This window comes from Spirosoma montaniterrae (assembly GCF_001988955.1).
Lineage (GTDB): Bacteria > Bacteroidota > Bacteroidia > Cytophagales > Spirosomataceae > Spirosoma > Spirosoma montaniterrae.
In genome coordinates this window covers 384,422-406,816 of the sequence record NZ_CP014263.1, presented here as the reverse complement: position 1 = coordinate 406,816, position 22,395 = coordinate 384,422, and the positions used below count along the sequence as shown (strand labels likewise).

Below are 22,395 nucleotides of genomic sequence, written 5' to 3'. Positions count from 1 at the left end.
TAATAAACGCAGAGAGAAAGGAGATTTTCGCAGAGGGCGCAAAGAAAAGCTCGGCGCACTCTGCGCATTCCTCTCTTCTCTCTGCGTTTAAGGGAACAGGTTTCATCAGCATTATTCGTTAAAAGTTGACACTTCTTTTACCATTCCATTATCCACCTCCACAATCCGGTGGGCGTACTGCTTCAGGCGCGGGTCGTGCGTGACCACGGCGACGGATTTGCCGCCGTCGGCCAGATTGCGTAGTTCGTGCATCACAATACCGAGCGAATCTTTGTCGAGCGATGCCGTAGGTTCGTCGCAGAGCACGAGTTTGGGGTTGGTGACTAAGGCGCGGGCAATGGCGATGCGCTGCTGCTGACCGCCCGACAGTTGTTTGGGCAGGTTCCTGCGCCGGTCGGTCATGCCAACCGTTCTCAGGGCCTGTTCGGTGCGGTCGCGGGCTTCGGAGCCGCCAACACCCTGTAGTTGCAGGGGCATCATCACGTTTTCCTCGGCAGTGAGCGGAGCCAGCAAATTGAAATTCTGGAATACAAACCCGATGGTATTGAGCCGGAGTTTGGCTAAGGCCGTTTCTTTCAGCTTGTTAACGTGTGCGCCATCGACCCACAAGTCGCCATAGCTTGGATAAATAACACAGCCCAACAACGACAGAAGGGTAGTTTTACCCGACCCCGACGGCCCGATGATGAGTAGCAACTCACCCTCGTTTAATTGCAGCGTAGTTGGTTGTAATGCCACAATAGTCTGATCGCCGGTTTTGTACTCTTTACCGGCTGATTTTAATTCCGCAATCATAGTTTTTATGATTTTACACTGCAATATTACTACGGATTTGTAGTAATTGTTTTAGTAGAACGAAAAATATTTTATTTTCGTAATGAATTCACGTTTAATAGATGGTAATCAGTACGACATCATAGCGTTATGGATCAGGGAGAGAGACGACTTATCGAACTTGTAAATGCGTGGGCAACCTACAGCGAAGCCCGGACCGAGGCCGATGTGGCGGGGTTTTGCCTGCACTATTTAACTGAACATACACAGGTGGTTCCGTCAGAACACCACCACCCCGTTACGGAAGAAAACGGCCTGCGCGACGAGCAGTGGGTAGAAAGCCTGACTGGGAAAGCGAATAAATCGTTGATTGCTATTCGGCCAGAAGCCCGGCTGGGTGCGCTGGTTGGTCGCATGGCGAAGTACGCTTATCTGTACTCGAAAAAGGCGATGCAGCCGCTCGACTTCAGGAGCATCGATGACCCCGTGTACCTGATTGTACTGGTGCAGATGGGAACGCCTAAAAAGAGTGAGCTGATCTACGAAATGATGGCCGAATTTGCATCGGGCATCGACGTAATTAATCGGCTGATGGCTATGGGTTACGTGGAAGAATTTCCGGATGAACACGACCGGCGTTCTAAGCGACTGCGCATTACAGAACAAGGTCTGGCCGGTATCCAGCGGGCATTTCCGGTTATGGACCGCGTGGCCGACGTGGCTTATAGTTCGCTCACCGATGGCGAAAAAGCCTTGCTGGTTCACATTCTGGATAAGCTCGACCGCTACCATGCCGACCATTACCGGCAGAGCAGAAACGCCGATTTCGACGACGTGTATGACCGTATGGTAGGCAATAAACTGGCCTAACTTATCCAACGGGCCAAGCCAATTCAATTTACATCGCGTTTACCTAATCAACTGGCCCGCCACTCGGTGGGCCAGTTTTTTGCACAACGTTATGTTCAAAGACCCACGATTAGCACTAATTTACGGTATTACCTTCATCGACGCCGTGATTACGGGAGGGTTGGGGCCACTCTTCAACAAATACACACAGGACCTGCCCGCCCGAACGGTTTGGGTAATGGCCGGAAGCGCACTGCTGCTGGGTCTTCAATTGGTTTGTTCGCCTGTGTTGGGAGCCATTTCCGATAAGCGGGGCCGCAAGCCTGTACTGATTGGTACAGCCATAGGTTCGCTGCTGGCGTCGCTGTTTTTGTTTCCGGTAAAAGCCTGGGGCTACCTCAGTAATCGGGCTTTCGAGGGCACTACCAACGGCATGACGTCGGTGCTGCGGTCGGCGGTGGTCGATATTGCCGATAAGAAAGATTTAGTACAACAAACCGCCATTCAGGGCAGTATTACGGCGTTGGGTGCCGTTTTCGGGCCTGCTGTGGGCGGTGTGCTAATCATCATGCTGCCCCAGGCCCGTTACGACCCGCAGCCATTGGTTAGTATGATGGTGATACTCGCCTTCATCAACATTGGCCTGACGCTGATTTTCAAAGAAACCTGTCAGGAAGATACCGAGCCGCTCAACAGGGCCGAACTGAAAGAAAAAGCGTTCAATGCCGTGAAAGTAATAACACTCTGGAATCAGTTATCCGACGTCGATAAGCAGTTAAAAGGGTTCAAATCCATTTATATTCTGCAACTGCTGTCGCTGGCCTCGCTGGGCTATTACAATTATTTCATTGCCTATTTAGTCACGGGCGATCTCGGTCTGACACCCCGTCAGGCGTCGTACTTTTTTATTTACCACAGCCTGCTGAACCTAACCGTCAATCTGGTATTTTTTCAGATTATCGTCAAGCATGTCAACCAGCGTAAACTGCTGATTGCCGTTAGCTTAGCGGGTATTGGCACAATGGCTCTTTACGCCTTTGCCGGTAGCAACGTAACTATGTTATACATTGCCGGTGCTGCCGATGCACTGACCATCGGTTTGCTGGCGGGGCTGATTTCAGGGCTGATGTCGAAGGTTATAGCCAGGAGCGACGGGCAAGGCAGTTTGTTTGGAAACACGCAGGCATTGGGCGGAGTAGCAAGTTTTGCTACGGCAGTAGCCACCACCGCCCTGACAGCGTTAGAACCCCGCGCTCCGTTTGCGTTTTATGCTCTGGCAATGGGAGTGCTGGCCTACCGGGTCATGCATCTGCCCGAAGAAGCCGCGCACGAAGCCGAAGCTAAACCACAGGAAATAGCCGAATAAAACCGGGCCATTCGTCGTAGCTTTACAACATAGCCTACACCTGTATGTTCCGCGACCGCCGACTGTTACATATTTACGCCATTATTTTTATCGACGTTATCGTTGGCTCGGCCATTGGGCCGGTACTGCCCGAGTTTGTAAAAGGTCATAGCTACCCACAACTCTGGCTGGCCCTCGGTACGGGTTTGTTTTTGGGCGTTCAGCTATTTTCGGCTCCTCTGCTGGGTAAATTGTCGGACAGTTACGGGCGTCGGCCTATTTTTATTATTTCGGCCATTGGCACGTTTCTGGCCGATTGTCTGCTGCTGCCGGTTCGGCTGGGGTCACAGTTGGCAAACCGGCTGAGCGATGGCCTGACCAACGGCATGTATGCCACCGTGCGCTCGGCCATTACCGACATCTCGCCCAAAGATGAACTGTTTAAAAACCTCGGCATCGAAGGGGCCATTATCTCGCTCGGTTTTGTAATCGGCCCGGCGGCTGCGGGTTTTCTGCTGACCGTATTCGATGTGGTCGATGGCGAACAGGCGCGGGTGGTAGTGCTGATGGCCGTGATACTGTCGGCACTGAATATGCTATTGAGCTGGACATTACGCGAGACAATGGCGAACGTACCGAGCCAATCGGGCAACGGCGTTGATACCGCTGTGCTGAAAGTCGAAGTGATGCAATCCCTAAACGTGCAAACGCTCTGGATGAGGCTACTGGCAAAGAACCAAAAGTATCCGGGGCTGAAACAGTTGGTACTGATGCAGTTGGCCCTAACGTTCAGTACCGGCTACTATTTCTACTTCGTCACCTACGCCAGTTTCGGCGAACTGCGCTTAGACGCCAGGGGCATCTCCTATTTTTTCATGTATTTCGGTGCGCTGAGCGTAGTCATCAGCTACGTATTTTACACCTACGCAGCCGACCGCATCAACCAGCGTCGGGCCATTATCTGGCTGGCCGGTCTGGGTGCTCCCGTGCTGGCAGCTTACGGCCTGATTGGTACGTCGGTAGTCTGGTTATACATACTCGTTACGCTCGATTGCCTGACGCTCTCTCTGATTCAGGGGCTGATTGAGGGATTGATGGCGCAACGCACAAGCGACGACGACCGGGGCGAAATCTTCGGTATCAATCAGGCGTTGCAGGGACTTGCCAGTTTTGGCACTACGCTCGTGTTCGGCGCGTTGTCGCTGCTCGATTTACGACTCCCGTTTGCGTGGTTCGCGGCCTGTCTGGCAATGGTGGCAGTGATGGCCTGGAACACGCAGCAACCGAAAACGAGTGACGATGCAAATCTGGCGTGATTTTATCGAAACCTACGTGCCGCTGACCGATGTCGACTGGACCGAAGTCAGCAGCCGAACCCACCGACGAACGCTGGCGAAAGGGCAATTTTACCTCCGTCCGGGGCAGATCAATGGCGAATTTGTATTTATCGAGAGCGGTGCCCTGCGCGTTTTCCAGACCACGCCCGACGAGCAGGAGCATACAGCCTGGTTAGCTGTCGATGGGCAATCGTTCTGCGATTTGGCCAGCTTTCGCGACCAGCGTCCTACCCGTTTTTCGGTACAAGCCCTGGCCGATACGACCCTGCTTGTTGTTGCCCATTCCGACATGCAATACCTGTATGGTAGAAAGCCGATTTGGCAGGAGTTTGGCCGCAAACTCTGGGAAGATGTTAGTGTTCAACTGATTAATACGATTGTCTCGTTCCAGGCCGAATCGGCAGAAGCCCGTTATGAACGCATTAGCCGCGAGAAAATCCTACTCCAAAACGCTCCCCTCAAATTCATCGCCGAATTTCTGGGCATTACGCCACACACGTTGAGCCGGGTTCGGGGCAAAAAGCGATGAGGCTATATCTTTTCTTGCGTTTTGGCAATTTTTGCCATCGCTCCACAGCGGAACTTTGCCCCCATGAAAACGCAAACAACGCTCCGCTGGCTCAATTTCGCTCTGTTTGGCCTGGCACTCTGGTTCTTCGGCAATCTGTATGAAGAGGTGATTTTAATGCCCAATTGGTTAGTGGCTCCCCTCGACGTGCTACAAGCATACAACCGTTATTACACCGTAGTTATTCAATATCATTACTATGTGCCCATCACACAAGTAGCCGTTATCGTGCTGATTGTATGCTGCTTCACCGCTAATCCCGCCCGGCAGCAGGCAGGTCGGGACTTAGGGCGGGCGGCTATTTGGGGCACAATCGCGCTCGTGCTAACGGCCTGGATTGTACTTTCATTGAATCTCGATTTGTTTATCGGCCAACTGACGCTTACCGAAACCGAAGCGCACCGCAAGGGTTTAATCTGGATGCTTGGCAACGGAGTTCGGCTGATTTGCGTCGGGCTATCGCTATGGTACACCATCCGGGTACGCGATGCTATTCGCTGAGAACTTTTGCTCAGGTTTGCTTAGTTTTACGAATAAATGACAGATTTATGGAAATTGTAGGCGTAAAAGAAGCGGCAAAGAGTGCCTTGAACTTTTATCGGGACATATATCCGGAGATTCAGGGCGAGCTTATTGAAGAAGTAGAGTACGAGCCTGAGCAGCAGGTATGGCTCATTACGTTGAGTTTCCCAGTGGAAAACGACTCTCAGACTGTGGCGTTCCTTCAACCAAAAATGAAAAGAAGATTTAAGGTTTTTCGTATCAACTCTACTACTGGTGAAGTTGAATCTATGAAAATAAGAGAGTTTAGTAATGAATCAACGCCTGTTTAGTGATAGCCGGGGACTGATAATTGATACCAATCTAATTGTTTTGCTGGTAGTTGGGTCAGTTGATCCAAAACGCATCAGCAGCCACAAACGACTCAGCAAATATACTAATGACGATTTTTCAATACTTAAATCTTTTGTACAGAGATTTCGGCACCCTCTATATACTACGCCCAACATCTTGACCGAAGCCAGTAATTTGATTGGTTGTGATAATGAACGCTATTAATTTTGAGAACTTACGTTTCTTGTAACTACTTCCACCTCTTCCAACGCTTCTCCCGAAAATGCTACGGCCCGCTCGGCAAACAAGACTTTTGTGGCCGCCCAGGTAGTGCGAAATAACTCACTTTGGCGATAGGCTTCAAGCGCGTCGGCAGACACCCACAAACTGTAGGTCATCCGCACGGCGGGGTTGTTGGGGTCGCGGAGCAGTGTCAGGTGGCAATTGCCCGGAAACGTCCGAATACGGTGTTTAGAGGCATCGAAGATGGCCTGAAAGTCGGACAAGGCGTCGGGCCGGAAGGTCATCCGAACAATACGAACGAGCATAGTATATTTTAACGTGAATTCGGGGTACGATTTACGATTTTTCGGCGAAATGTCTATCTTCCGATTTCCCGCAAAATTTTCGTCAACTATGCGCCAATCGCTACGCAACCTCTTTTTTCTCAGCCTTTGCCTTGTTAGTTGTCTGACACAGGCCCAAACCAATTACTTTTTCGCCAACAACCCCGGCCCGCTAAATCCGGCCATCCCGACGCCCGAACAGTTTTTGGGCTACCCGCTCAGTTCGCACATGACCCGCTACGATCAGATGGTGGCCTACTTCCGCGAACTGGCCCGACTCTCCGACCGTGTGCACGTTGAAACCATCGGCCAAACTTACGAACATCGGCCACTTATTATGGCTCTGTTTACCAGCCCCGTTAACTACACAAACCGTGAAACTATCCGGCAAAATCACCTCAAACGTGCTACAGCCGCCGGGGGCGACGAGGTACCGCTGGTTGTCCAGATTGGCGCCAACGTACACGGCAATGAGCCATCTGGCGGTGAATCGACGTTGCTAACAGCCTATTACTTAGCTGCTTCGGAAAGCGATGAAGTGAAACGCTGGCTCAGCGAAATGCTCGTATTTGTGGAGCCGATTCTGAACCCCGATGGACGCGACCGCTTTGCCAATTGGGCCAATATGCACAAGAGCGAATCGTCGGTAGCCGACCCGCTCGACCGCGAACACAACGAAATATGGCCCGGTGGCCGCATGAATCATTACTGGTTCGACCCCAACCGCGACTGGTTTCTGTGCGCTCATCCCGAAGCACAGGCCCACGTAGCGTGGTTTCACCAGTGGATGCCCTACGTGGTGGTCGACCATCACGAGATGGGCACCAACGCTACGTTCTATTTCGACCCCGGCAAGAACAGCAGCAACAACCCCGTGGTGCCCGCCTATCTATACGACACGGTTTATCCAACTTTCGGCAACTACTTCGCGAAGGCCATGAATGGCATCGGGTCGCTGTATTTTACCAAAGAAACTTTCGACAAGCTTTACCCCGGCTACGGCTCCAGCTACGCTAATTTCTATGGCGGAGCCGGATTTCTGTTCGAGCAGGCGAGTGCGCGGGGGTTTGTACAGGAAACCACAACCGTGCCGATCACATTTGCATTTACGATTCGTAACCAGTTAACGGCGGCTTTGGCAACATTGCGGGCGTCGATGGCTGAAAAACCGATGCTGCTGAAACTGCGCCGGGATTTCTTCACGGCAGCAGCTAACCAGGCTAAACAAAGCACCGTTAAGGGCTACGTTTTTGGCGACCCCGCCGACCAGACTCGCACCAACGCATTTGTGAACCTGCTACGTCGGCACCAGATCGACACGTATGAACTCGACCGCGACCTGACGGCGGGCGGACGAACGTTCCGCAAAGGGCAGGCTTACGTAGTGCCCACCGATCAGCGAAATTACCTGATGGTGCGGTCGGCGTTTGAGAAGCAGATAACGTATTCCGACAGTCTTTTTTATGATGCTTCTACGTGGTCGCTGATTCATGCGTTTGGCCTGCCCCATGCCGAACTAACCACCCCTACCAGTAAAGGGGCAGCCCCTGCCCTACCCCTTGGCAAAGCCATTACCGGGCCGCTCACAGCCACTGTGCCGCCCGTTGACCGCAGCCCCTACGCCTATCTGGTTGATGTCAGCGATTACAACGCCTACCGCGCCCTGTATGCCCTGCAAACGGGCGGAGCCATCGTGAAAACCAGCTTTAAACCGTTCACAGTCAAGGCAGGCAACAAAAATCGGGCGTTTGGCTACGGCACACTGGTAATACCCGTTCAGCAGCAAACTCTCGCTGCCGACTCGCTGTTTCGACTGGTTAGCCGCGTAAGCAGGCAAGTAGGCATAGCCGTGCGGGGCGTTGAGTCGGGGTTCAGTGCGCAGGGCATCGATCTGGGCAGCAACGCTGTGCGTACACTACGCAGGCCCGAAGCACTGTTGCTGGTAGGCCCCGGCGTAAGTGCCTACGAAGCGGGCGAAATATGGCACCTGCTCGATCAGCGCGTAGGTATGCCCATTACAAAGTTAGACCTGAGCAACCTGCCCCGCACAAACCTTAACCGCTATACATCGCTCATTATGGTATCGGGCGCGTATCCGAACGATAAAACTATTGCTGACAAGGTAAAAGCCTGGGTGCAGAGTGGCGGCACACTGATTACGCTCAAAACGGCCACCGAATGGGCTATCAAACAGGGACTTACGAAAGAAAAGCTATTAGCCGCCGACACTACTCGCCGTTCACTCCGCTACAACTACGACGAAGCCACGAACTACGAAGGAGCCAAAGCCCTCGGCGGCAGCATCTTCCAGGCCGATCTTGACCTGAGCCACCCCATCGGGTTTGGGTTTACAGACCGGCGCATGTCGGTCTTCAAAAACAGTCAGACGATGCTGCAACCCAGCCAAAGCCCGTATAATACCGTGCTGCAATACACCGACAAACCGCTCATCGGGGGTTACGTGCACCCGGCGTCGCTGAAGCGCGTGGCGAAGTCGGCGGCTATTCTGGCAAGTGGCGACGGAGCCGGGCGCGTGGTCCTGTTCGCTGACAACCCCAACTTCCGGGCAACCTGGTACGGGACGAACAAGTTGTTCCTAAACGCTCTCTTTTTTGGTAGTGTGCTGACCGTACCGAGTGTGGAAGGAGAGGAGTAATTTTTATTCAGTACCCTGTTGAATTAATTGTAGCCTATTGCTGACGCGAGGGAGACGCAAAGGGTTGCGTCTCTACAGTTAACCATCCGGCGTAGAGACGCAACCCTTTGCGTCTCCCTCGCGTCAGCAATAGGCCAGAGATGATTCCATGTAATATAAACGCAGAGAACACAGAGTAAAAAGCAGAGTTGCACAGAGAAAAATCAGTATTTTCTGTGTTAGGAAAATGTTTTATATACAGATTGGCAAATCGCGGATTTCGCACGAAGGTGGAATCAGTCAATAGCCAAACCCTAAACAAAACCGGTTGCCGATGCTTTGTATCGCTGTATACACTATAATGCACTCCTAACGTACCTCGTAAATATGCACTACCGCACGTTTGGCCGCACTGGCTGGCAAGTTTCTGAAATTGGTTACGGCATGTGGGGCCTGGCGGGCTGGACCGGCACCGAAAAAGCCGAAGTTCTCCGCGCCCTCGACCGTTCTGTTGACCTCGGCTGTAATTTCTTCGACACCGCCTGGGGTTACGGCGAAGGCGTCAGCGAACAAATCCTGGGCCAGCTTATCAAAAACCACCCCAACAAACGACTTTACAACGCCACTAAAATTCCGCCCAAAAACCGCAAGTGGCCTTCCCGGCGCGGCTTCCAGATTGACGACGTATTTCCGGCGGATTATATCGTGGAATACACGGAGAAAAGTCTGAGAAATCTGGACGTAGAGACCATCGACCTGATGCAGTTTCACGTCTGGGAAGACGACTGGGCCGGGCGTGACGAGTGGAAAGAAACCATCCAGCAACTGACGCAACAGGGTAAAGTGCAGGCGTGGGGTATCTCGATTAACCGCTGGGAACCCGACAACAGTCTGAACACGCTACGTACCGGCCTCATCGACGCCGTGCAGGTCATCTACAATATATTTGATCAGGCTCCCGAAGACAACCTCTTCCCGCTTTGCCGCGAACTGAACATCGGCACCATCGCCCGCGTCCCGTTCGATGAAGGGACGCTGACCGGCACCCTGACCAAAAACACTACGTTCCCACCAAACGATTGGCGATCAACGTATTTCGTACCCGAAAACCTCAGCAGCAGCGTCGAACACGCCGACGCGCTACGTCCGCTCATCCCCGCCGGTATGACCATGCCCGAACTGGCCCTGCGCTTCATCCTGAGCAACCCCGACGTACACACGACCATTCCCGGAATGCGCCAACTCCGCAACGTAGAGTCCAACATCGCCACCAGCGACGGAGCCGGACTACCCGCCGAACTGCTGGAACAATTGAAGGAACACAGGTGGGATCGGGAGCCGACGGAGTGGAGCCAGTAGGGAGAGTTAAAAGTGAAAAATGAAGAGTGAAAAATGTCTTCCGGCAGCATTTTTCACTCTTCATTTTTCACTTTTAACTTAATACTCCTGCTCCAGCGGGTGGACCATAAATTCATCAATCACCACGTGGGCGGGGCGGCTGATGATGAACAGCATCGACTCGGCCATGTCTTCGTTTTTGAGCCAGTTTTTGGAGGTTTCGTGGCCGTGTCCTTTCTCGTGGAAATGCGAATCGACCAAACCCGAATACACGCCCGTCACCTTGATACCGAACGGACGAACTTCTTTCCGCAGTGCGCCCATGAAGGCTTCCTGCGCGTATTTACTGGCCGTATAGAGCGAGCCTCCCGCAAACGTCCGCTTCGCTACGTCGGAGGCTACCACCACCACATGTCCCGAACCCTGCGCTTTTAGCGTGGGCAAGGCGGCTTTAGTGAGCAGAAACGTACCTTTCACATTGGTTGCCATGATAGCATCCCACTCGTCCACCGTGATGTCGTCTACGTTCTTGAAGATGCCGTAACCCGCATTGTTAATCACCACGTCGATACGTCCGAAACGGTCGAGCGCGGTTTGTACGACGGCCTGCATATCGGCTTCGTTGGCAACATCGCCCGCTACGCCGACGATGTTAGCATGTTCGGTTTCGAGCTTTTTGAGGTCTTCTGCCGAGCGGGCCGTGACTACTACGTGTGCGCCATTCCGGGCCAGTAGCAGGGCCGTTGCCCGGCCAATTCCGCGCGAAGCCCCCGAAATAATGATGACTTTATCTTCGATGTTCATGGCCGCAAAAGTACAGACTTCCCTAAAGATAGTCTCAGTGCCCCCTAACAAACGTTACCTTCCAATCGTCAATAGTCAGCTCTGCCGTTTGAATTGCTTGAATGCAAAGTCTCTCAATACGTCTAGCAGACAAATTTACCTCAACGAAATAACCGTTATTCAACTGCCGTTCACTACGCAATACTGCATTGTTTTTTGAGATAAAATGCGGTAATTCTTCTACCACTATACTAAACTTTTCCGGTTCGAGAAAAGCAATTGTATTAAGCGTGTGTTCGAGCACATCCCGCCAGGATTTAACCTCAAACTCTTCTCCCAAAATAAACAAACGAGTGGGGGTACTTCCAGTAACTGGCCCCAATTCCTGCTCTGTCTCATCCCTACCAAAATATGGCCAGATAGCTATAGCTGTTAAGGCTAATTTTTCTGATCGTCTCTCGATTTGTTCGCTATTCCATCCAAGAATGTTTTCAAAGTAAGCATTAAGTTCAAGATGGCTTTGAGCAAAACGCTCTTTTTTCGCAATAAAACTGTCGTTAGACAGCTCTGAATTATAGGCAGTTAGAGTGAGATTGCCTATTGTATGGAGAAGAAGTTCGTGTGTATCCTGCCATTCAGTCCCTAAGTGATTTTGCCACCAACTGGTCAAGGTTTGTGGCATTATATGCTCCACAGTTAAATTAGAAAAAGAGACTTTCTCTTTGTGGCCGAACTCGTCTTCTAACGTTTCTAAAATTAAACGTGTCTTATTGAGTCGATCTCCTGCTCCGTATAGTTTAGCATCCTTCAATCGTAGTAGTACTTCTGCGTCTTTGGGATAACCTTTCGTGTGGAGCACTTGCTTCAAACCTTCGACTGGCCCCTCCGGGTTTTTATCAAGCGTTTGATAAATAGCAGGAAAAATCTTGTTCAGCTGATTTGTTGCATATCCGCATATAAATCTTCGAATCAAATAATTTTCCAAGACCTGTAGCATCTGCACAAAATCTCCTGATGAAAGGTGTTTGTTTTCATAGTCAGAATAAAGGTTTAATAGCAACGGGTATGCTGTTGTAACCTCGATTCTATTCAACCTCCGAAGATAATTTTCTATACTGCTATTAATCTCTAAAGCAGGATCGAGCAACTTTTTGTAATACTCAGAATACCGAGCTAACTGTTCTAGATACTCTAACGCGTTAGTGACCGAAACTTCGCTTTTTAAAATTTGATACACATCTGACTGTTTGACTACTGCACCTTTTCGAGTTAAGAAGTGGCGTATGAACTCGGTTAGGTTATCTCCTAATCTTGTTTGCATGGGTTGCCAATATTTACTATATATTACCTCCTGCTGAGAAACATGAACGCGCATGAAGAAGTAATTACGAATTAAGTCGGACTGGGTTAGAGGCCGCCCTTTGGCATTGAGACTTTCAAAAACAAGATGAGGATTGTCATCAGGATCCAAAACGATGCTAACCAGCGACAAATTAGTCCGTATCAGTTCTTTTAACCTACGAATATCCGGCTTCTTCTGACTAAACTTTCGAGCAAAAAAATCATATGCGCGTTGTATCTGGCTGTCGGAATCTTTATGCGTCCCTTTCAGTATTGCTTTATATGCCACTCTATCTACCTGAGTAGGCATAAGTTTGTAATAATCCTCGCCGTCTTGGTATGAGTTTACCAATAAAGTGTTTTCAATCTCATCAGCCAGTCGTCCCTCCCCAACTTCTTTAGCTTTATTGCGTAGAAGCGTGAGTAGTATGAAAACGGTTGTTACGCGTTGTTGACCGTCTATAAGCAAATATTTTGCAACTCCCTCGGGTACTGAAATAGTTGGCATACTAACGATAGACCCGACAAAGTGAGTTCGTGAATGATCTCCTTCCAATAGTTCTACTAAATCATCCCATAATATTTGCCACTCTTTAGCATCCCAACTATATGTACGCTGGAATAAAGGGATAACGTACTGATTCTGACCTTCTAATATATGACGTAGCCGAGTTTCTTTCGCTTGCATTTTTGCAACAATGTTGGGCGAAAATACGTAATATATTTAAATTTTATACCGACAATTGTATATTCTCTCTAAATTGAAGCATGGAACACATTATTTGCTGTGGTCTCCCCAAACTATTTCCCACTGCTCGCTTTGTTGAAATCATGGACGCTATGATAAAATTAGACATTGATCTACAACAAGATGTTGGCTATCTGAGCGACGTCGATTACCTCGGCTTTGTGGGCGAAAAAGCGTTTGGCATTCAGATAAAGCCGACAACAGCGAAGGCCAATTTTGGCAATTATTCGGTTTCGGAGCGCATGAAAGCTGGCTTTGCGTCGTTTCAGGAAGAATTCAGCGGTAAGGTGTTTATTGTATTTAGCTTAGTTGGCGAAATCGGTAATCCCGAAATCATTCCTGAAATTGCGGCTGAAATTACCCGTTTACAGCGTCCATGATGTCCGAAACACTGACCGATAAACTTAACCAGTTAGAACAGAAATTTGCCGCGATGGGGCAGGATATGGCCTCGTATCTCGAAGGACTGCTCCAGGCCGATTACCTGACCTACTGGGACTATATCCACCTCGATACGCTACTGTCGCTCCAAAACCCAAAAACGGCCTACCCTGACGAACTGATTTTCGTTACCTACCACCAGATCACCGAGTTATACTTCAAGCTCATTCTGCACGAAATCGCGCAGATTGCCCAAACCCAACCACTCACCAGTGCGTTTTTCACGGCCCGAATGCAGCGCATCAACCGCTACTTCGGCCTGCTCGAAGACTCGTTCGGGGTCATGATTACCGGCATGGAACGCGAGCAGTTTCTGAACTTCAGAATGGCGTTGCTGCCATCGAGCGGCTTTCAATCGGTGCAGTTCCGGCAAATCGAAATCGTCTCGACCGATTTTCAGAACCTGCTCACCGAACCAGCCGACAATGCAAATACCCTTGCCGACCAATACGACTATATCTACTGGAAACGCGGAGCCACTGAACTGGCTACGCAGCAAAAAACGCTGACCCTGCGGCAGTTCGATAAGCAGTATGGCGCATCGCTCGTTCGGTTGGCCGAGAACTACCAGACCACAAATCTTAACCGGCGTTTTCAGGAACTGGAACAGGACGGACAAGCTACCAACGACCTCCGCGACGCCCTGCGCGAATACGACCACCGGGTAAACGTCCGCTGGAAACTGGCGCATCTGCGGTCGGCGGTGCAGTATTTGCAGAAAGAACCAGATGCTGTTCGGGCTACGGGCGGCACCAACTGGCAAACCTACCTCCCACCCGTTCAGCAACAGCGCATATTTTTTCCAACGCTCTGGTCTTTGCAAGAGCGAGAAAACTGGGGTCGGCTGTTCGGGACATAAGTCCCGAACAAACTAAAAGCGGACATTCGTCCGCCTTCAGATAGTTAGTTGGCGGATGAATATCCGCAGCTAATAGGTTCGGGACATAAGTCCCGAACAGCTACATATCATTACTTTTTAGCCTGCAAACCAACGTTATACGTCTCGCCCGTTTGCGGATTCGCTACCACCCGCTGAATGGTGAAGGTGTTGTCGTCGAAGCGGGCAATTTTATCGCCATCAACAAATAAATCGTAGCCAGTACCGTTGTCGCGGATTTCCAGATTCTCACTGGTATAGCTTTGATCCTGCACCAGAGCCGGGTCAACGTTGGCCGGGATCGCACTTTTATTGACGGTCATCGCTACCGTAGCATCGACCCTGTTTTCCGACTTGCGGGTAATGGTTATGGCTCCCGACAGCAATGGCTGACCATTGTACTGGAGCGGCATCGGCACCGATACCGACGGCTGCGAACCGGCCTGCATGGTTAGCAGACTGATCTGGTACGTTCCGGCCATGCGCCGGGCGCGGTCGGGCTGAACGGCGGCATCGTTTTGCCGATTGCAGGCCGTAAACGTCAATACAGACAGGACAAAAATATAGAGGGCCTTCATCGAAGTAATGGTTTGTACAGTTGGGCAAACAATTGCGGGGTTACGAATTTACGCGAAAGATAGGAACGACCTTCAGGATAAGCAACGATTGATTCTGAAGTTTATTTGCTCCTGATTACACCTTGTCAATCAGCTTTTTGCTTTCTAAAATACCGAATCATTTCGCCATAACCTAAGCCCATTGCCATACCCGTAACAGCCTGCGCGATGCGTTTGGTTTTAGTATCGATGCTTTTAGCCTCTTCAACCCAGTTGGAATAGTATACCTGATGGCTTTTGGGCAACGTCTGAAAAAACGCCAGCGCGGCTGGTTCATCGGCCAGACAGGCCAGCAAATCGTCGGAAACCGGCAGCGGGTCGGTGTCTATCGCCAGTTCGACCTGCACCGAAACGCCCGCTTCTTTGCGAATGCTCCGGCGCATGTCGGCATTGATCGGCATAATGAACGCAGCGTCTGAATCGCCGTTTTTGCCCATCGGGAGCAGAGCCACTAACCGAATGGCAAGATTGTCTAACTGGCCTTTCACCCGAAACGATGTGCGCCGACCGGGGCTAAGCGCGTCGGTTACATACGCCGGAATCTCAATGTACGTCCAGCCGGTTTTTTCGCCTTTCTGATCGAATTTCTGAAGGAGCGCGGTAAACTGTATCATGCTGCAAAATGCGTCATTTTCACAAATGTACATCCATCTGCTTGCGGGTTAGGCTGGCGTGATGGTGCCGGGCGTGGTACGCTGTAAAATAGAGCATTTCGCGGCCCGTCAGCGGTCCCAGCAACGGATGTTTCCAGACGGTGTACGCATCTAATTCCGTTTCAGGCAGGCTCGCGACTACACTCCTCAGTTGCTCAACGACCTGCTGCCAGCGTTCAGCCTGCTTCGCCACGGTCAGGTGGTCAGAATCCGCCGTTGGACCGAATGCGTTGTTTGTAATTGGCCCCCGTGCGGCTAAAGCTGCTTTATATTCGGCAACAATCGTATCGTAGGAACGGGATTCGCGCTCGTTTGCCCGCCACGCGGTTCGATTCATGGGACTGAGCAAAAAGGCGGTTCCCTGCGTCGATACGCGCAGGTGTTCAAACTCCTGCCCTACCGTCCATTTGCCGTTTTGCGGGCGGCTCCAATCGCTGTCGGTTAATGTTGGCAACAGGTCGGTAATGGTCTGAAGGCTACTGGAAAGCTCGATTTTGGTGGCTTCAAAAGTCATGGCTTTTTCGGGTTTTGATGAAAACGGCGGAAATTTTAAAAATAAAAGTTGTATATGCAACTTTTTTAACTAATCTTTACAACATGAACGCTGAAATGTACTGCATTGCCGGTCGGCTCCGTATGCTGTCGCGCATTATCACGGGCCGTTATAACGAAGCCTTTGCCGCTGAGGGCGTAACGTTTGCACAGGCCGCGCTCCTGATGCACATCTTCGGGCTACCGGGCATCCGGCAGGGCGCACTTGGCAAACGGTTGCAAATCGAAAAGTCGGCCATGAGCCGCGACGTACAATTGCTGCAACGAAACGGCTGGCTCACCGACAGCATCCGGAAGGGCCTGTTTCTGACCGACGACGGGGCCGCGCTTGCCAAACGCTGTCATAAAATCTGGAAAACGCTCAATCAGCGAATCCGTGAAGAACTCGGCCCTGATGCCGTAGATGGCCTGACGGTATTTTCGGATAAACTGCTGGAAAACAGGTAGCCTCATGAAACCAGCCTTTCTTCAAACTACGCGCCGGGAGTCGTTCAAATCGTGGTGGTTCCGAACGATCATGAACTGGTATCCGATGTATGTCGGTACGGGCGGCAAAATTCTATTCTGGTCGGGCGATTGGCGCGAGGTACATCTGCGTCTGCGTCGGAACGCATGGACCTACAACTTCGTCGGCACTATTTTCGGCGGTAGTATGTTTGCTGCTGCCGACCCGTTTTATATGCTTATGCTGTTGCAGATTCTGGGCCGGTCTTATGTGGTCTGGGATAAAGCGGGCAGTATTCGATTTCGGAAGCCGGGCCGCTCTACCCTTTTTATGCGCTACGAACTGACCGATGACCTGCTGAATGGCATCCGGCACGACGTTGCAGCCAACGGCCAAACCGAACGCACATTCGCACTGCAATGGGTTGATAAAGCGGGCGTTGTTCACGCCGAAATCGAACGGCTGTGTTACATTGCTGACAAGGCTTTTTACGAACAACACAAGAACGACCGGCAATCGTCACGGTTCCAGACAAAGTAGCTTATGCCCCACGAACACCACATTAGCGTACAGCGCACAGCCCGCTATTATACCCTCGGCCAATTGACCGAACAAACTACGCACGTCTGGTTCTGTCTGCATGGATTCGGGCAGTTAGCGCGGTATTTCAGTCAAAAATTCACCGGCTTTATCGACGAGAAGACGTTCGTTGTTGTGCCGGAGGGTTTATCGCGGCTCTACCTCAATGGCGAATACCAGCGCGTGGGGGCGTCGTGGCTTACGCGTGAAGATAAAGATCACGAAATCAGCGACTTTCTGGCGTATTTGAACACACTCTACGACCACGTGCTGGCGAACCATTCGCCCCAAACACTGCACATTACACTGCTGGGTTTTTCGCAGGGGGCCGCTACCGCCTGCCGATGGCTCAACCACGGCCACGTTAGTGCCAACAGGCTCATTCTATGGGCGGGTTTCTTTCCAAACGGCCTAACCGATGTGATCGACCCGATTAAACTTGCGGCTGTTGATACGCATTACGTATATGGCCGACAGGATGAATTTATCAAGGATATTCCCGATGCCGCAGCCTACATGCGCCGGATGCAGGAAGACGTGCCCGGCCTGCAACTAACGGCTTATAATGGCACCCACCGCGTAGAGCCAGAGGTGCTGGGTAAATTAATATAAGTTTAGCGCGATTCGGCGTAGTCGTTGCTAAGCCGGATGCGCTTGTGGCGGCAGACTATGCCGACCGGTGGCACAACAAGTCAGGCGTTTTTCGTTACAATGAGGTGTACGTCATCTGGCAACGTTTTCTCTTCTGCTTATTTCTGTGTCTTTCTTTACCCGTAAAGGCGCAACTCAGCTTACCGCTCAACCGTATGGTGGTTCAGCGCGATACCGCCAATCGCGCCCGCTTGCCCGTTCGCGGCATTTGCCCCGCCCAAACCAGTCGGATTCAGGCCCGCGCTACGGCACTCAACGGCGGCCAAACCACCGGCTGGACAATTGTTACAAGCCCACAAGCCACCACCTTCGCCGGATCGCTGACCGTTGTTGGAGGGTGGTATCAGCTTGATGTTCAAGCCATCTCAGACGATAGCACTATACTTGCCAACTGGACCGTCGGGCGCGTAGGAGCAGGTGAGGTGTTTTTGGTTATGGGCCATTCCGTGGCGGCTTCCGAAGACAAGTACGCCATACCAGCCGCCACCGACGACCGGGCCACGGCGATTCCACTCACCGATTCGCTTCAACACCAACGGTATAACCAAACGGGTTCGCCCAACGACCTGCCCAGTCTGAATTTTACCCAATTTGGTGAGGGCGTGGCGCCGGCACCTTACGGAAAAGGACCGTATTTCTGGTCAAGATTTGCTGAATTAGTAGCTCAGCGAACGGGGGTGCCGGTTCTGGTGCTGAACGCGGCTTTCGGCGGCACCAATCTGGCCATGTGGTGGCAGTCGGCTCAGGGTGTTCCGTTCACGCATCCCTTTGTACGTTCGGCTATCGGGATGCCCTACGCAAACCTGAAAAACGCGCTCATCAACTACATCCCGCAAACGGGTGTTCGGGCAATTCTGGCCGATCACGGGCAAAACGATTTTCCAAATAAAGATGTGATGCAGTTAATTGGTTTCTACGAGGGCATCATTCAACAGGCTCGCACTCAGCTTGGTTTTACAATACCGGTGGTTGTTAACCGCCAAACGCCGTTTCTGACTACCGACCCGCAACGGCACATCCGACAGGTGCAGCAAACCGTAGCCGACCAGCCCGGCAACTACAGCGGCCCCGACTACGACGCGGGTCTACAACCCACCGACCGCTACGACGGTATTCACCTGAACGCGTCGGGTCAGGAAAAAGCCGCCCAACTCTGGGCCAACGCCATCAGCGACGCGTTTCTGCAAACGGCAACGCCATTTACGCCTGATTATTAACCCCTTAGTAAAAAAGGCTGGTCAGGATATTTATCCTGACCACATTAACAGCGGACGTTTGTCCGCCTTAGCCAAACAAGTTTTATACGCGGACAAACGTCCGCTGTTAATGCGTTCGGGACATAAGTCCCGAACAACTCAGTGGGTCGAAATTTACCCGCTACTGATACCCCCGCGCCTGTAGGCCAAATAATTCGGCGTAGCGGCCATCGTGTTCGAGAAGTTCGGCGTGACTGCCAATTTCGAGCAGGGTGCCGTTTTCCAATACCAAAATCCGGTCGGCCATACGCACAGTACTGAACCGGTGCGAAATAATTACCGACGAGCGGCCTTCGGTCAGTTTGATAAACCGCTGAAACACTTCGTACTCGGCGCGGGCGTCGAGGGCGGCAGTGGGTTCATCTAAAATAACTAACTGAGCATCACGCATGTACGCCCGCCCCAGCGCAACTTTCTGCCACTCGCCCCCCGACAGTTCGACGCCTTTATTGAAACTTCGGCCCAGTTGCTGTTCGTAGCCATCGGGTAGTTTGGCAATAACCATATCGGCCAAACTACGCTCAGCAGACGCCTGAATACGCGGACGGTTGGTACGCTCGTCTATGTCGCCCACGGCAATATTCGTACCCGCCGACATTTTGAAGCGGGTATAATCCTGAAAGATGACGCCGATATTGCGCCGGAGTTCGAGCAGGTCGTACTCGCGCAGGTCGTAACCATCGAGCAGAATGCGGCCTTCGGTAGGGTCGTAGAGCCGGGCGAGTAGTTTGACGAGCGTGGTTTTACCCGCGCCGTTTTCGCCGACGAGAGCCAATTTTTCGCCCGCCTGAAGCGTAAAGCTCAGGTTTCGCAAGGCCCAGCGGTTGGCGTTGGTATATTTAAATCCAACGTTTTCAAATACGAATCCTTCGCGGATTGGATTCGGGAACGGACGCGTAACGGCGGGTGAGTCGATACTCGGCTGAATGGCAAAGTAATCGAACAGGTCTTGCAGATAAATGGCTTCCTGCGTCAAACTACTGAATTGCAGCAGAATACCTTCGAGCGACGCCCGCACCTGCCGGAACGACCCGGCCAGAAACGTAAGGTCGCCGAGCGAAATCTGCCCATTTACGGCCCGCATCACAATCCAGACGTAGGCACCGTAATAGCCCGCCGTGCCAAGCCCCGTCAGCAATACGCCCCACCCTGCCCGACTAATGGCTAACGCTTTGTTCTTCTGGAAAAACTCGTTCGAGAGCGTGCGGAATCGGTCGATAAGAAAACCCGATAGGCCGAAGATTTTCACTTCTTTAGCCGTTTCGTCGCTTGCGCCCACATAACGAAGATAATCGAGTTCGCGCCGTTCGGGTGTCCACGAACGCGAAAGCGAATAGCTGCGTTGGTTGAAATAGTTATCGCCAATGAACGAGGGCGTTACGGCCACCAGAATCAGCAATAACAGCCAGGGATTATAAACAGCCAGACCAGCCGCCAGAAAGCCAACGGAGATTAGCTCCTGCGCCTGCCCAAACACCCCCGACAGTAGCACCGTTCGGCCCGTGGTTTGCCGCCGGGCGCGTTCGAGTTTATCGTAGAACGTGGCATCTTCAAACTGCTCCAGATCGAGCGTGGCCGCGTGTTCCATCAACCGAATCGACGTGCGGTTAGCGAACAAATCGCCCAGCAGCCCATCCATCAGCGACACGGCCCGGCCTAATGCGGTCGATAAAATTGCCAGTCCGAACTCAGCCGCTATCAGATACCATATGTAGCGCGTGTCACTGTTACCGTTAGCCTCAGTGAGCGTAACGACCTCATCGATAATGAGTTTACCGATATAAAGCGTTGCTGCCGGAATAGCCGCCCGAATAAGCCGCAGGGTTGCGTTGCCGATGAACAACCCCGGCGACACTTCCCAGACCAATCTAAAAAAGGCGGGTAAATTGCCGAGGGCAGCAAATCGTTCGCGCCAGTTGAGGTCGTCTTTTTTATCCGTTGGCACCACGCCGTTGGGTGGCCCGGCTTCGTGGGTAGTTGTCGTCTTTGCCATACGTAAAAAGACAAGGCTATGCAGGGATTAGTTCGATAGCAACCACTGCATGTAGTTGTCGGGCGAGACAACGCTGGTGCTGGCGTCTGGATAAGCCGCCCGAAACGAAGCCGGGAAGCGAGCTTTTGCTTTGGGATTCCACTTAAACTCAAACGCCCGTAACGCACCCTGTTCCTCTTCGAGCCAATCTATTTCCTGTTGCTGCGTGGTGCGCCAGAAATAGTAATTAGGTCGTCGGTTGGCGTATGCGTTCGCTTTGACGCGTTCGGCAATCATAAAATTCTCCCACAACGCCCCTACATCAGCCCGCAACGAGAGCGGATTAAAGTTCTTGATAATAGCATTTCGGATACCGTTGTCGTAGAAAAATACTTTTTTGCTTTTCTTTAGTTCATTCCGCAGATTACGACTCAACGCCCCTATCTGAAACACAACAAATGTTTGCTCCAGCAAACCAATGTACCGCTCAACGGTGGCCGGGTCGGTGCCAACGGTCTGTCCTAATTCATGGTAAGAAACTTCGCTGCCAATCTGCAATGCCAAAGCAATCAGCAACTTCTGCAATACGGCTGGTTTACGAATGTCAGCCAGTCGGAGTATATCTTTGTATAGATAGCTATCAGCCAGTTCGGCCAATCGGCGTTCGCCGTTCGATGGATTAAGTACGACTTCCGGGTAAAAGCCGTAAATAAGTCGCTGTTCCAGCAAACGTTGTTCATCGCGGGCTGATATGCTATAGGCCATTTCCTGCGTTGAGAATGGCAGCAGCCGGTAGTCAAATTTGCGCCCGGTCAGGGGTTCGCTAATGCCGCCAGCTAATTCTAAAGCCGATGAACCCGTAGCGATCACCTGCACCTCAGGCAGTTGATCGACCAGGAGTTTCAGTGTCAAACCAATACTGCTGACCCGTTGTGCTTCATCAATAAGTACCAATTTATGCGTACCAACCAATGCCCGAAGTTGCGTACTGCCAACTCCTTCCAGATCGGCACGGTCGTCGGGTTCATCGCAGTTGAGCCAAAGCGTGTCCTGTTGCGTCTGTTGAGCCAGTTCCCGAAGTAGAGTGGTTTTACCCACTTGCCGGGGTCCCGTTAGAATAATCGCTTTTCCCTGATACAAATCCTTTGTAATCAATGGAGCTATCATGCGTCTAATCACAAAACTTAGCTTATTTCTTTGAGTACACTCGTAAAAATAGGATGAATTTCAAGAT

The 22,395-nt window shown here is 51.6% G+C and carries 23 protein-coding genes; 14 read left to right on the top strand and 9 right to left on the bottom strand.

Going from position 1 to position 22,395, the window contains the following annotated elements:
• Positions 1 to 111: 111 nt before the first annotated feature.
• On the bottom strand, positions 112 to 795 hold the full coding sequence (locus AWR27_RS01750) for an ABC transporter ATP-binding protein (protein WP_077129602.1): 684 nt from the start codon (positions 793 to 795) through the stop codon (positions 112 to 114).
• 129 nt (positions 796 to 924) lie between these two features.
• Here AWR27_RS01750 and AWR27_RS01745 point away from each other — a divergent pair, with 129 nt between their 5' ends.
• From AWR27_RS01745 to AWR27_RS01720, 6 genes are all read left to right on the top strand, one after another.
• Positions 925 to 1,644: a MarR family winged helix-turn-helix transcriptional regulator gene (locus AWR27_RS01745; RefSeq protein WP_077129601.1), complete on the top strand. Its 720-nt coding sequence runs from the start codon at positions 925 to 927 to the stop codon at positions 1,642 to 1,644.
• Positions 1,645 to 1,735: 91 nt separating this feature from the next.
• Complete coding sequence (locus AWR27_RS01740) at positions 1,736 to 2,989, top strand: MFS transporter (RefSeq protein WP_077129600.1); 1,254 nt, start codon at positions 1,736 to 1,738, stop codon at positions 2,987 to 2,989.
• A 44-nt stretch (positions 2,990 to 3,033) separates the two neighbouring features.
• The gene (locus AWR27_RS01735) at positions 3,034 to 4,284 is read left to right on the top strand and encodes an MFS transporter (protein ID WP_077129599.1); all 1,251 of its coding nucleotides are present in this window, start codon (positions 3,034 to 3,036) and stop codon (positions 4,282 to 4,284) included.
• Positions 4,268 to 4,834 (top strand): Crp/Fnr family transcriptional regulator, encoded by a 567-nt coding sequence (locus AWR27_RS01730; RefSeq protein WP_077129598.1) that lies wholly within the window; start codon positions 4,268 to 4,270, stop codon positions 4,832 to 4,834. Before AWR27_RS01735 ends, AWR27_RS01730 begins: the two co-directional genes overlap by 17 nt.
• A gap of 63 nt (positions 4,835 to 4,897) precedes the next feature.
• Positions 4,898 to 5,374, top strand: a complete 477-nt coding sequence (locus AWR27_RS01725) for a hypothetical protein (protein WP_157579065.1) — start codon at positions 4,898 to 4,900, stop codon at positions 5,372 to 5,374.
• 47 nt (positions 5,375 to 5,421) lie between these two features.
• The gene (locus AWR27_RS01720) at positions 5,422 to 5,706 is read left to right on the top strand and encodes a hypothetical protein (RefSeq protein ID WP_083732722.1); all 285 of its coding nucleotides are present in this window, start codon (positions 5,422 to 5,424) and stop codon (positions 5,704 to 5,706) included.
• Between the two features lie 222 nt (positions 5,707 to 5,928).
• On the opposite strand, the gene AWR27_RS01710 is transcribed toward AWR27_RS01720, so the two are convergent.
• Positions 5,929 to 6,255: a putative quinol monooxygenase gene (locus AWR27_RS01710; protein WP_077133738.1), complete on the bottom strand. Its 327-nt coding sequence runs from the start codon at positions 6,253 to 6,255 to the stop codon at positions 5,929 to 5,931.
• Between the two features lie 88 nt (positions 6,256 to 6,343).
• On the opposite strand from AWR27_RS01710, the gene AWR27_RS01705 reads away from it, so the two are divergent.
• Both AWR27_RS01705 and AWR27_RS01700 read left to right on the top strand, forming a co-directional pair.
• On the top strand, positions 6,344 to 8,929 hold the full coding sequence (locus tag AWR27_RS01705; protein ID WP_077129595.1) for a M14 family zinc carboxypeptidase: 2,586 nt from the start codon (positions 6,344 to 6,346) through the stop codon (positions 8,927 to 8,929).
• A gap of 366 nt (positions 8,930 to 9,295) precedes the next feature.
• A complete protein-coding gene (locus tag AWR27_RS01700; RefSeq protein WP_077129594.1) occupies positions 9,296 to 10,267 on the top strand; it encodes an aldo/keto reductase in 972 nt (323 codons plus the stop codon).
• A 78-nt stretch (positions 10,268 to 10,345) separates the two neighbouring features.
• On the opposite strand, the gene AWR27_RS01695 is transcribed toward AWR27_RS01700, so the two are convergent.
• A complete protein-coding gene (locus AWR27_RS01695) occupies positions 10,346 to 11,050 on the bottom strand; it encodes an SDR family oxidoreductase (RefSeq protein ID WP_077129593.1) in 705 nt (234 codons plus the stop codon).
• Between the two features lie 34 nt (positions 11,051 to 11,084).
• Positions 11,085 to 13,058 carry a DUF262 domain-containing protein gene (locus tag AWR27_RS01690; protein ID WP_077129592.1) on the bottom strand — a complete coding sequence of 658 codons (1,974 nt, stop codon included), beginning with the start codon at positions 13,056 to 13,058 and terminating at the stop codon, positions 11,085 to 11,087.
• Positions 13,059 to 13,201: 143 nt separating this feature from the next.
• Between AWR27_RS01690 and AWR27_RS01685 the strand changes: the two genes are divergently transcribed.
• Positions 13,202 to 13,498, top strand: a complete 297-nt coding sequence (locus AWR27_RS01685) for a hypothetical protein (RefSeq protein WP_077129591.1) — start codon at positions 13,202 to 13,204, stop codon at positions 13,496 to 13,498.
• The gene (locus AWR27_RS01680; RefSeq protein ID WP_077129590.1) at positions 13,498 to 14,418 is read left to right on the top strand and encodes a tryptophan 2,3-dioxygenase family protein; all 921 of its coding nucleotides are present in this window, start codon (positions 13,498 to 13,500) and stop codon (positions 14,416 to 14,418) included. The genes AWR27_RS01685 and AWR27_RS01680 overlap by 1 nt, the downstream gene beginning before the upstream one ends.
• A gap of 110 nt (positions 14,419 to 14,528) precedes the next feature.
• On the opposite strand, the gene AWR27_RS01675 is transcribed toward AWR27_RS01680, so the two are convergent.
• The 3 genes from AWR27_RS01675 to AWR27_RS01665 form a co-directional block, all read right to left on the bottom strand.
• The gene (locus AWR27_RS01675; RefSeq protein WP_077129589.1) at positions 14,529 to 15,014 is read right to left on the bottom strand and encodes a hypothetical protein; all 486 of its coding nucleotides are present in this window, start codon (positions 15,012 to 15,014) and stop codon (positions 14,529 to 14,531) included.
• Positions 15,015 to 15,139: 125 nt separating this feature from the next.
• A complete protein-coding gene (locus AWR27_RS01670) occupies positions 15,140 to 15,667 on the bottom strand; it encodes a YdeI/OmpD-associated family protein (protein ID WP_077129588.1) in 528 nt (175 codons plus the stop codon).
• Between the two features lie 19 nt (positions 15,668 to 15,686).
• Positions 15,687 to 16,220, bottom strand: coding sequence for a DinB family protein (locus AWR27_RS01665; protein ID WP_077129587.1), 534 nt, complete (start codon positions 16,218 to 16,220; stop codon positions 15,687 to 15,689).
• A gap of 83 nt (positions 16,221 to 16,303) precedes the next feature.
• On the opposite strand from AWR27_RS01665, the gene AWR27_RS01660 reads away from it, so the two are divergent.
• The 4 genes from AWR27_RS01660 to AWR27_RS01645 are packed head-to-tail and all read left to right on the top strand — an operon-like array spanning position 16,304 to position 19,150.
• Entirely contained in the window at positions 16,304 to 16,705 is a 402-nt protein-coding gene (locus AWR27_RS01660) for a MarR family winged helix-turn-helix transcriptional regulator (RefSeq protein ID WP_077133737.1), read from the top strand.
• Between the two features lie 4 nt (positions 16,706 to 16,709).
• Positions 16,710 to 17,243 carry a DUF4442 domain-containing protein gene (locus AWR27_RS01655; protein ID WP_077129586.1) on the top strand — a complete coding sequence of 178 codons (534 nt, stop codon included), beginning with the start codon at positions 16,710 to 16,712 and terminating at the stop codon, positions 17,241 to 17,243.
• A 3-nt stretch (positions 17,244 to 17,246) separates the two neighbouring features.
• Positions 17,247 to 17,894, top strand: coding sequence for an alpha/beta hydrolase (locus tag AWR27_RS01650; RefSeq protein WP_077129585.1), 648 nt, complete (start codon positions 17,247 to 17,249; stop codon positions 17,892 to 17,894).
• 44 nt (positions 17,895 to 17,938) lie between these two features.
• Positions 17,939 to 19,150 (top strand): SGNH/GDSL hydrolase family protein, encoded by a 1,212-nt coding sequence (locus tag AWR27_RS01645; RefSeq protein ID WP_157579059.1) that lies wholly within the window; start codon positions 17,939 to 17,941, stop codon positions 19,148 to 19,150.
• A 160-nt stretch (positions 19,151 to 19,310) separates the two neighbouring features.
• Here the strand turns inward: AWR27_RS01645 and AWR27_RS01640 are convergent, their stop codons facing one another.
• Positions 19,311 to 21,182: an ABC transporter ATP-binding protein gene (locus AWR27_RS01640; protein WP_077129583.1), complete on the bottom strand. Its 1,872-nt coding sequence runs from the start codon at positions 21,180 to 21,182 to the stop codon at positions 19,311 to 19,313.
• Between the two features lie 27 nt (positions 21,183 to 21,209).
• Entirely contained in the window at positions 21,210 to 22,328 is a 1,119-nt protein-coding gene (locus AWR27_RS01635) for an ATP-binding protein (RefSeq protein WP_157579056.1), read from the bottom strand.
• Positions 22,329 to 22,395 lie beyond the last annotated feature (67 nt).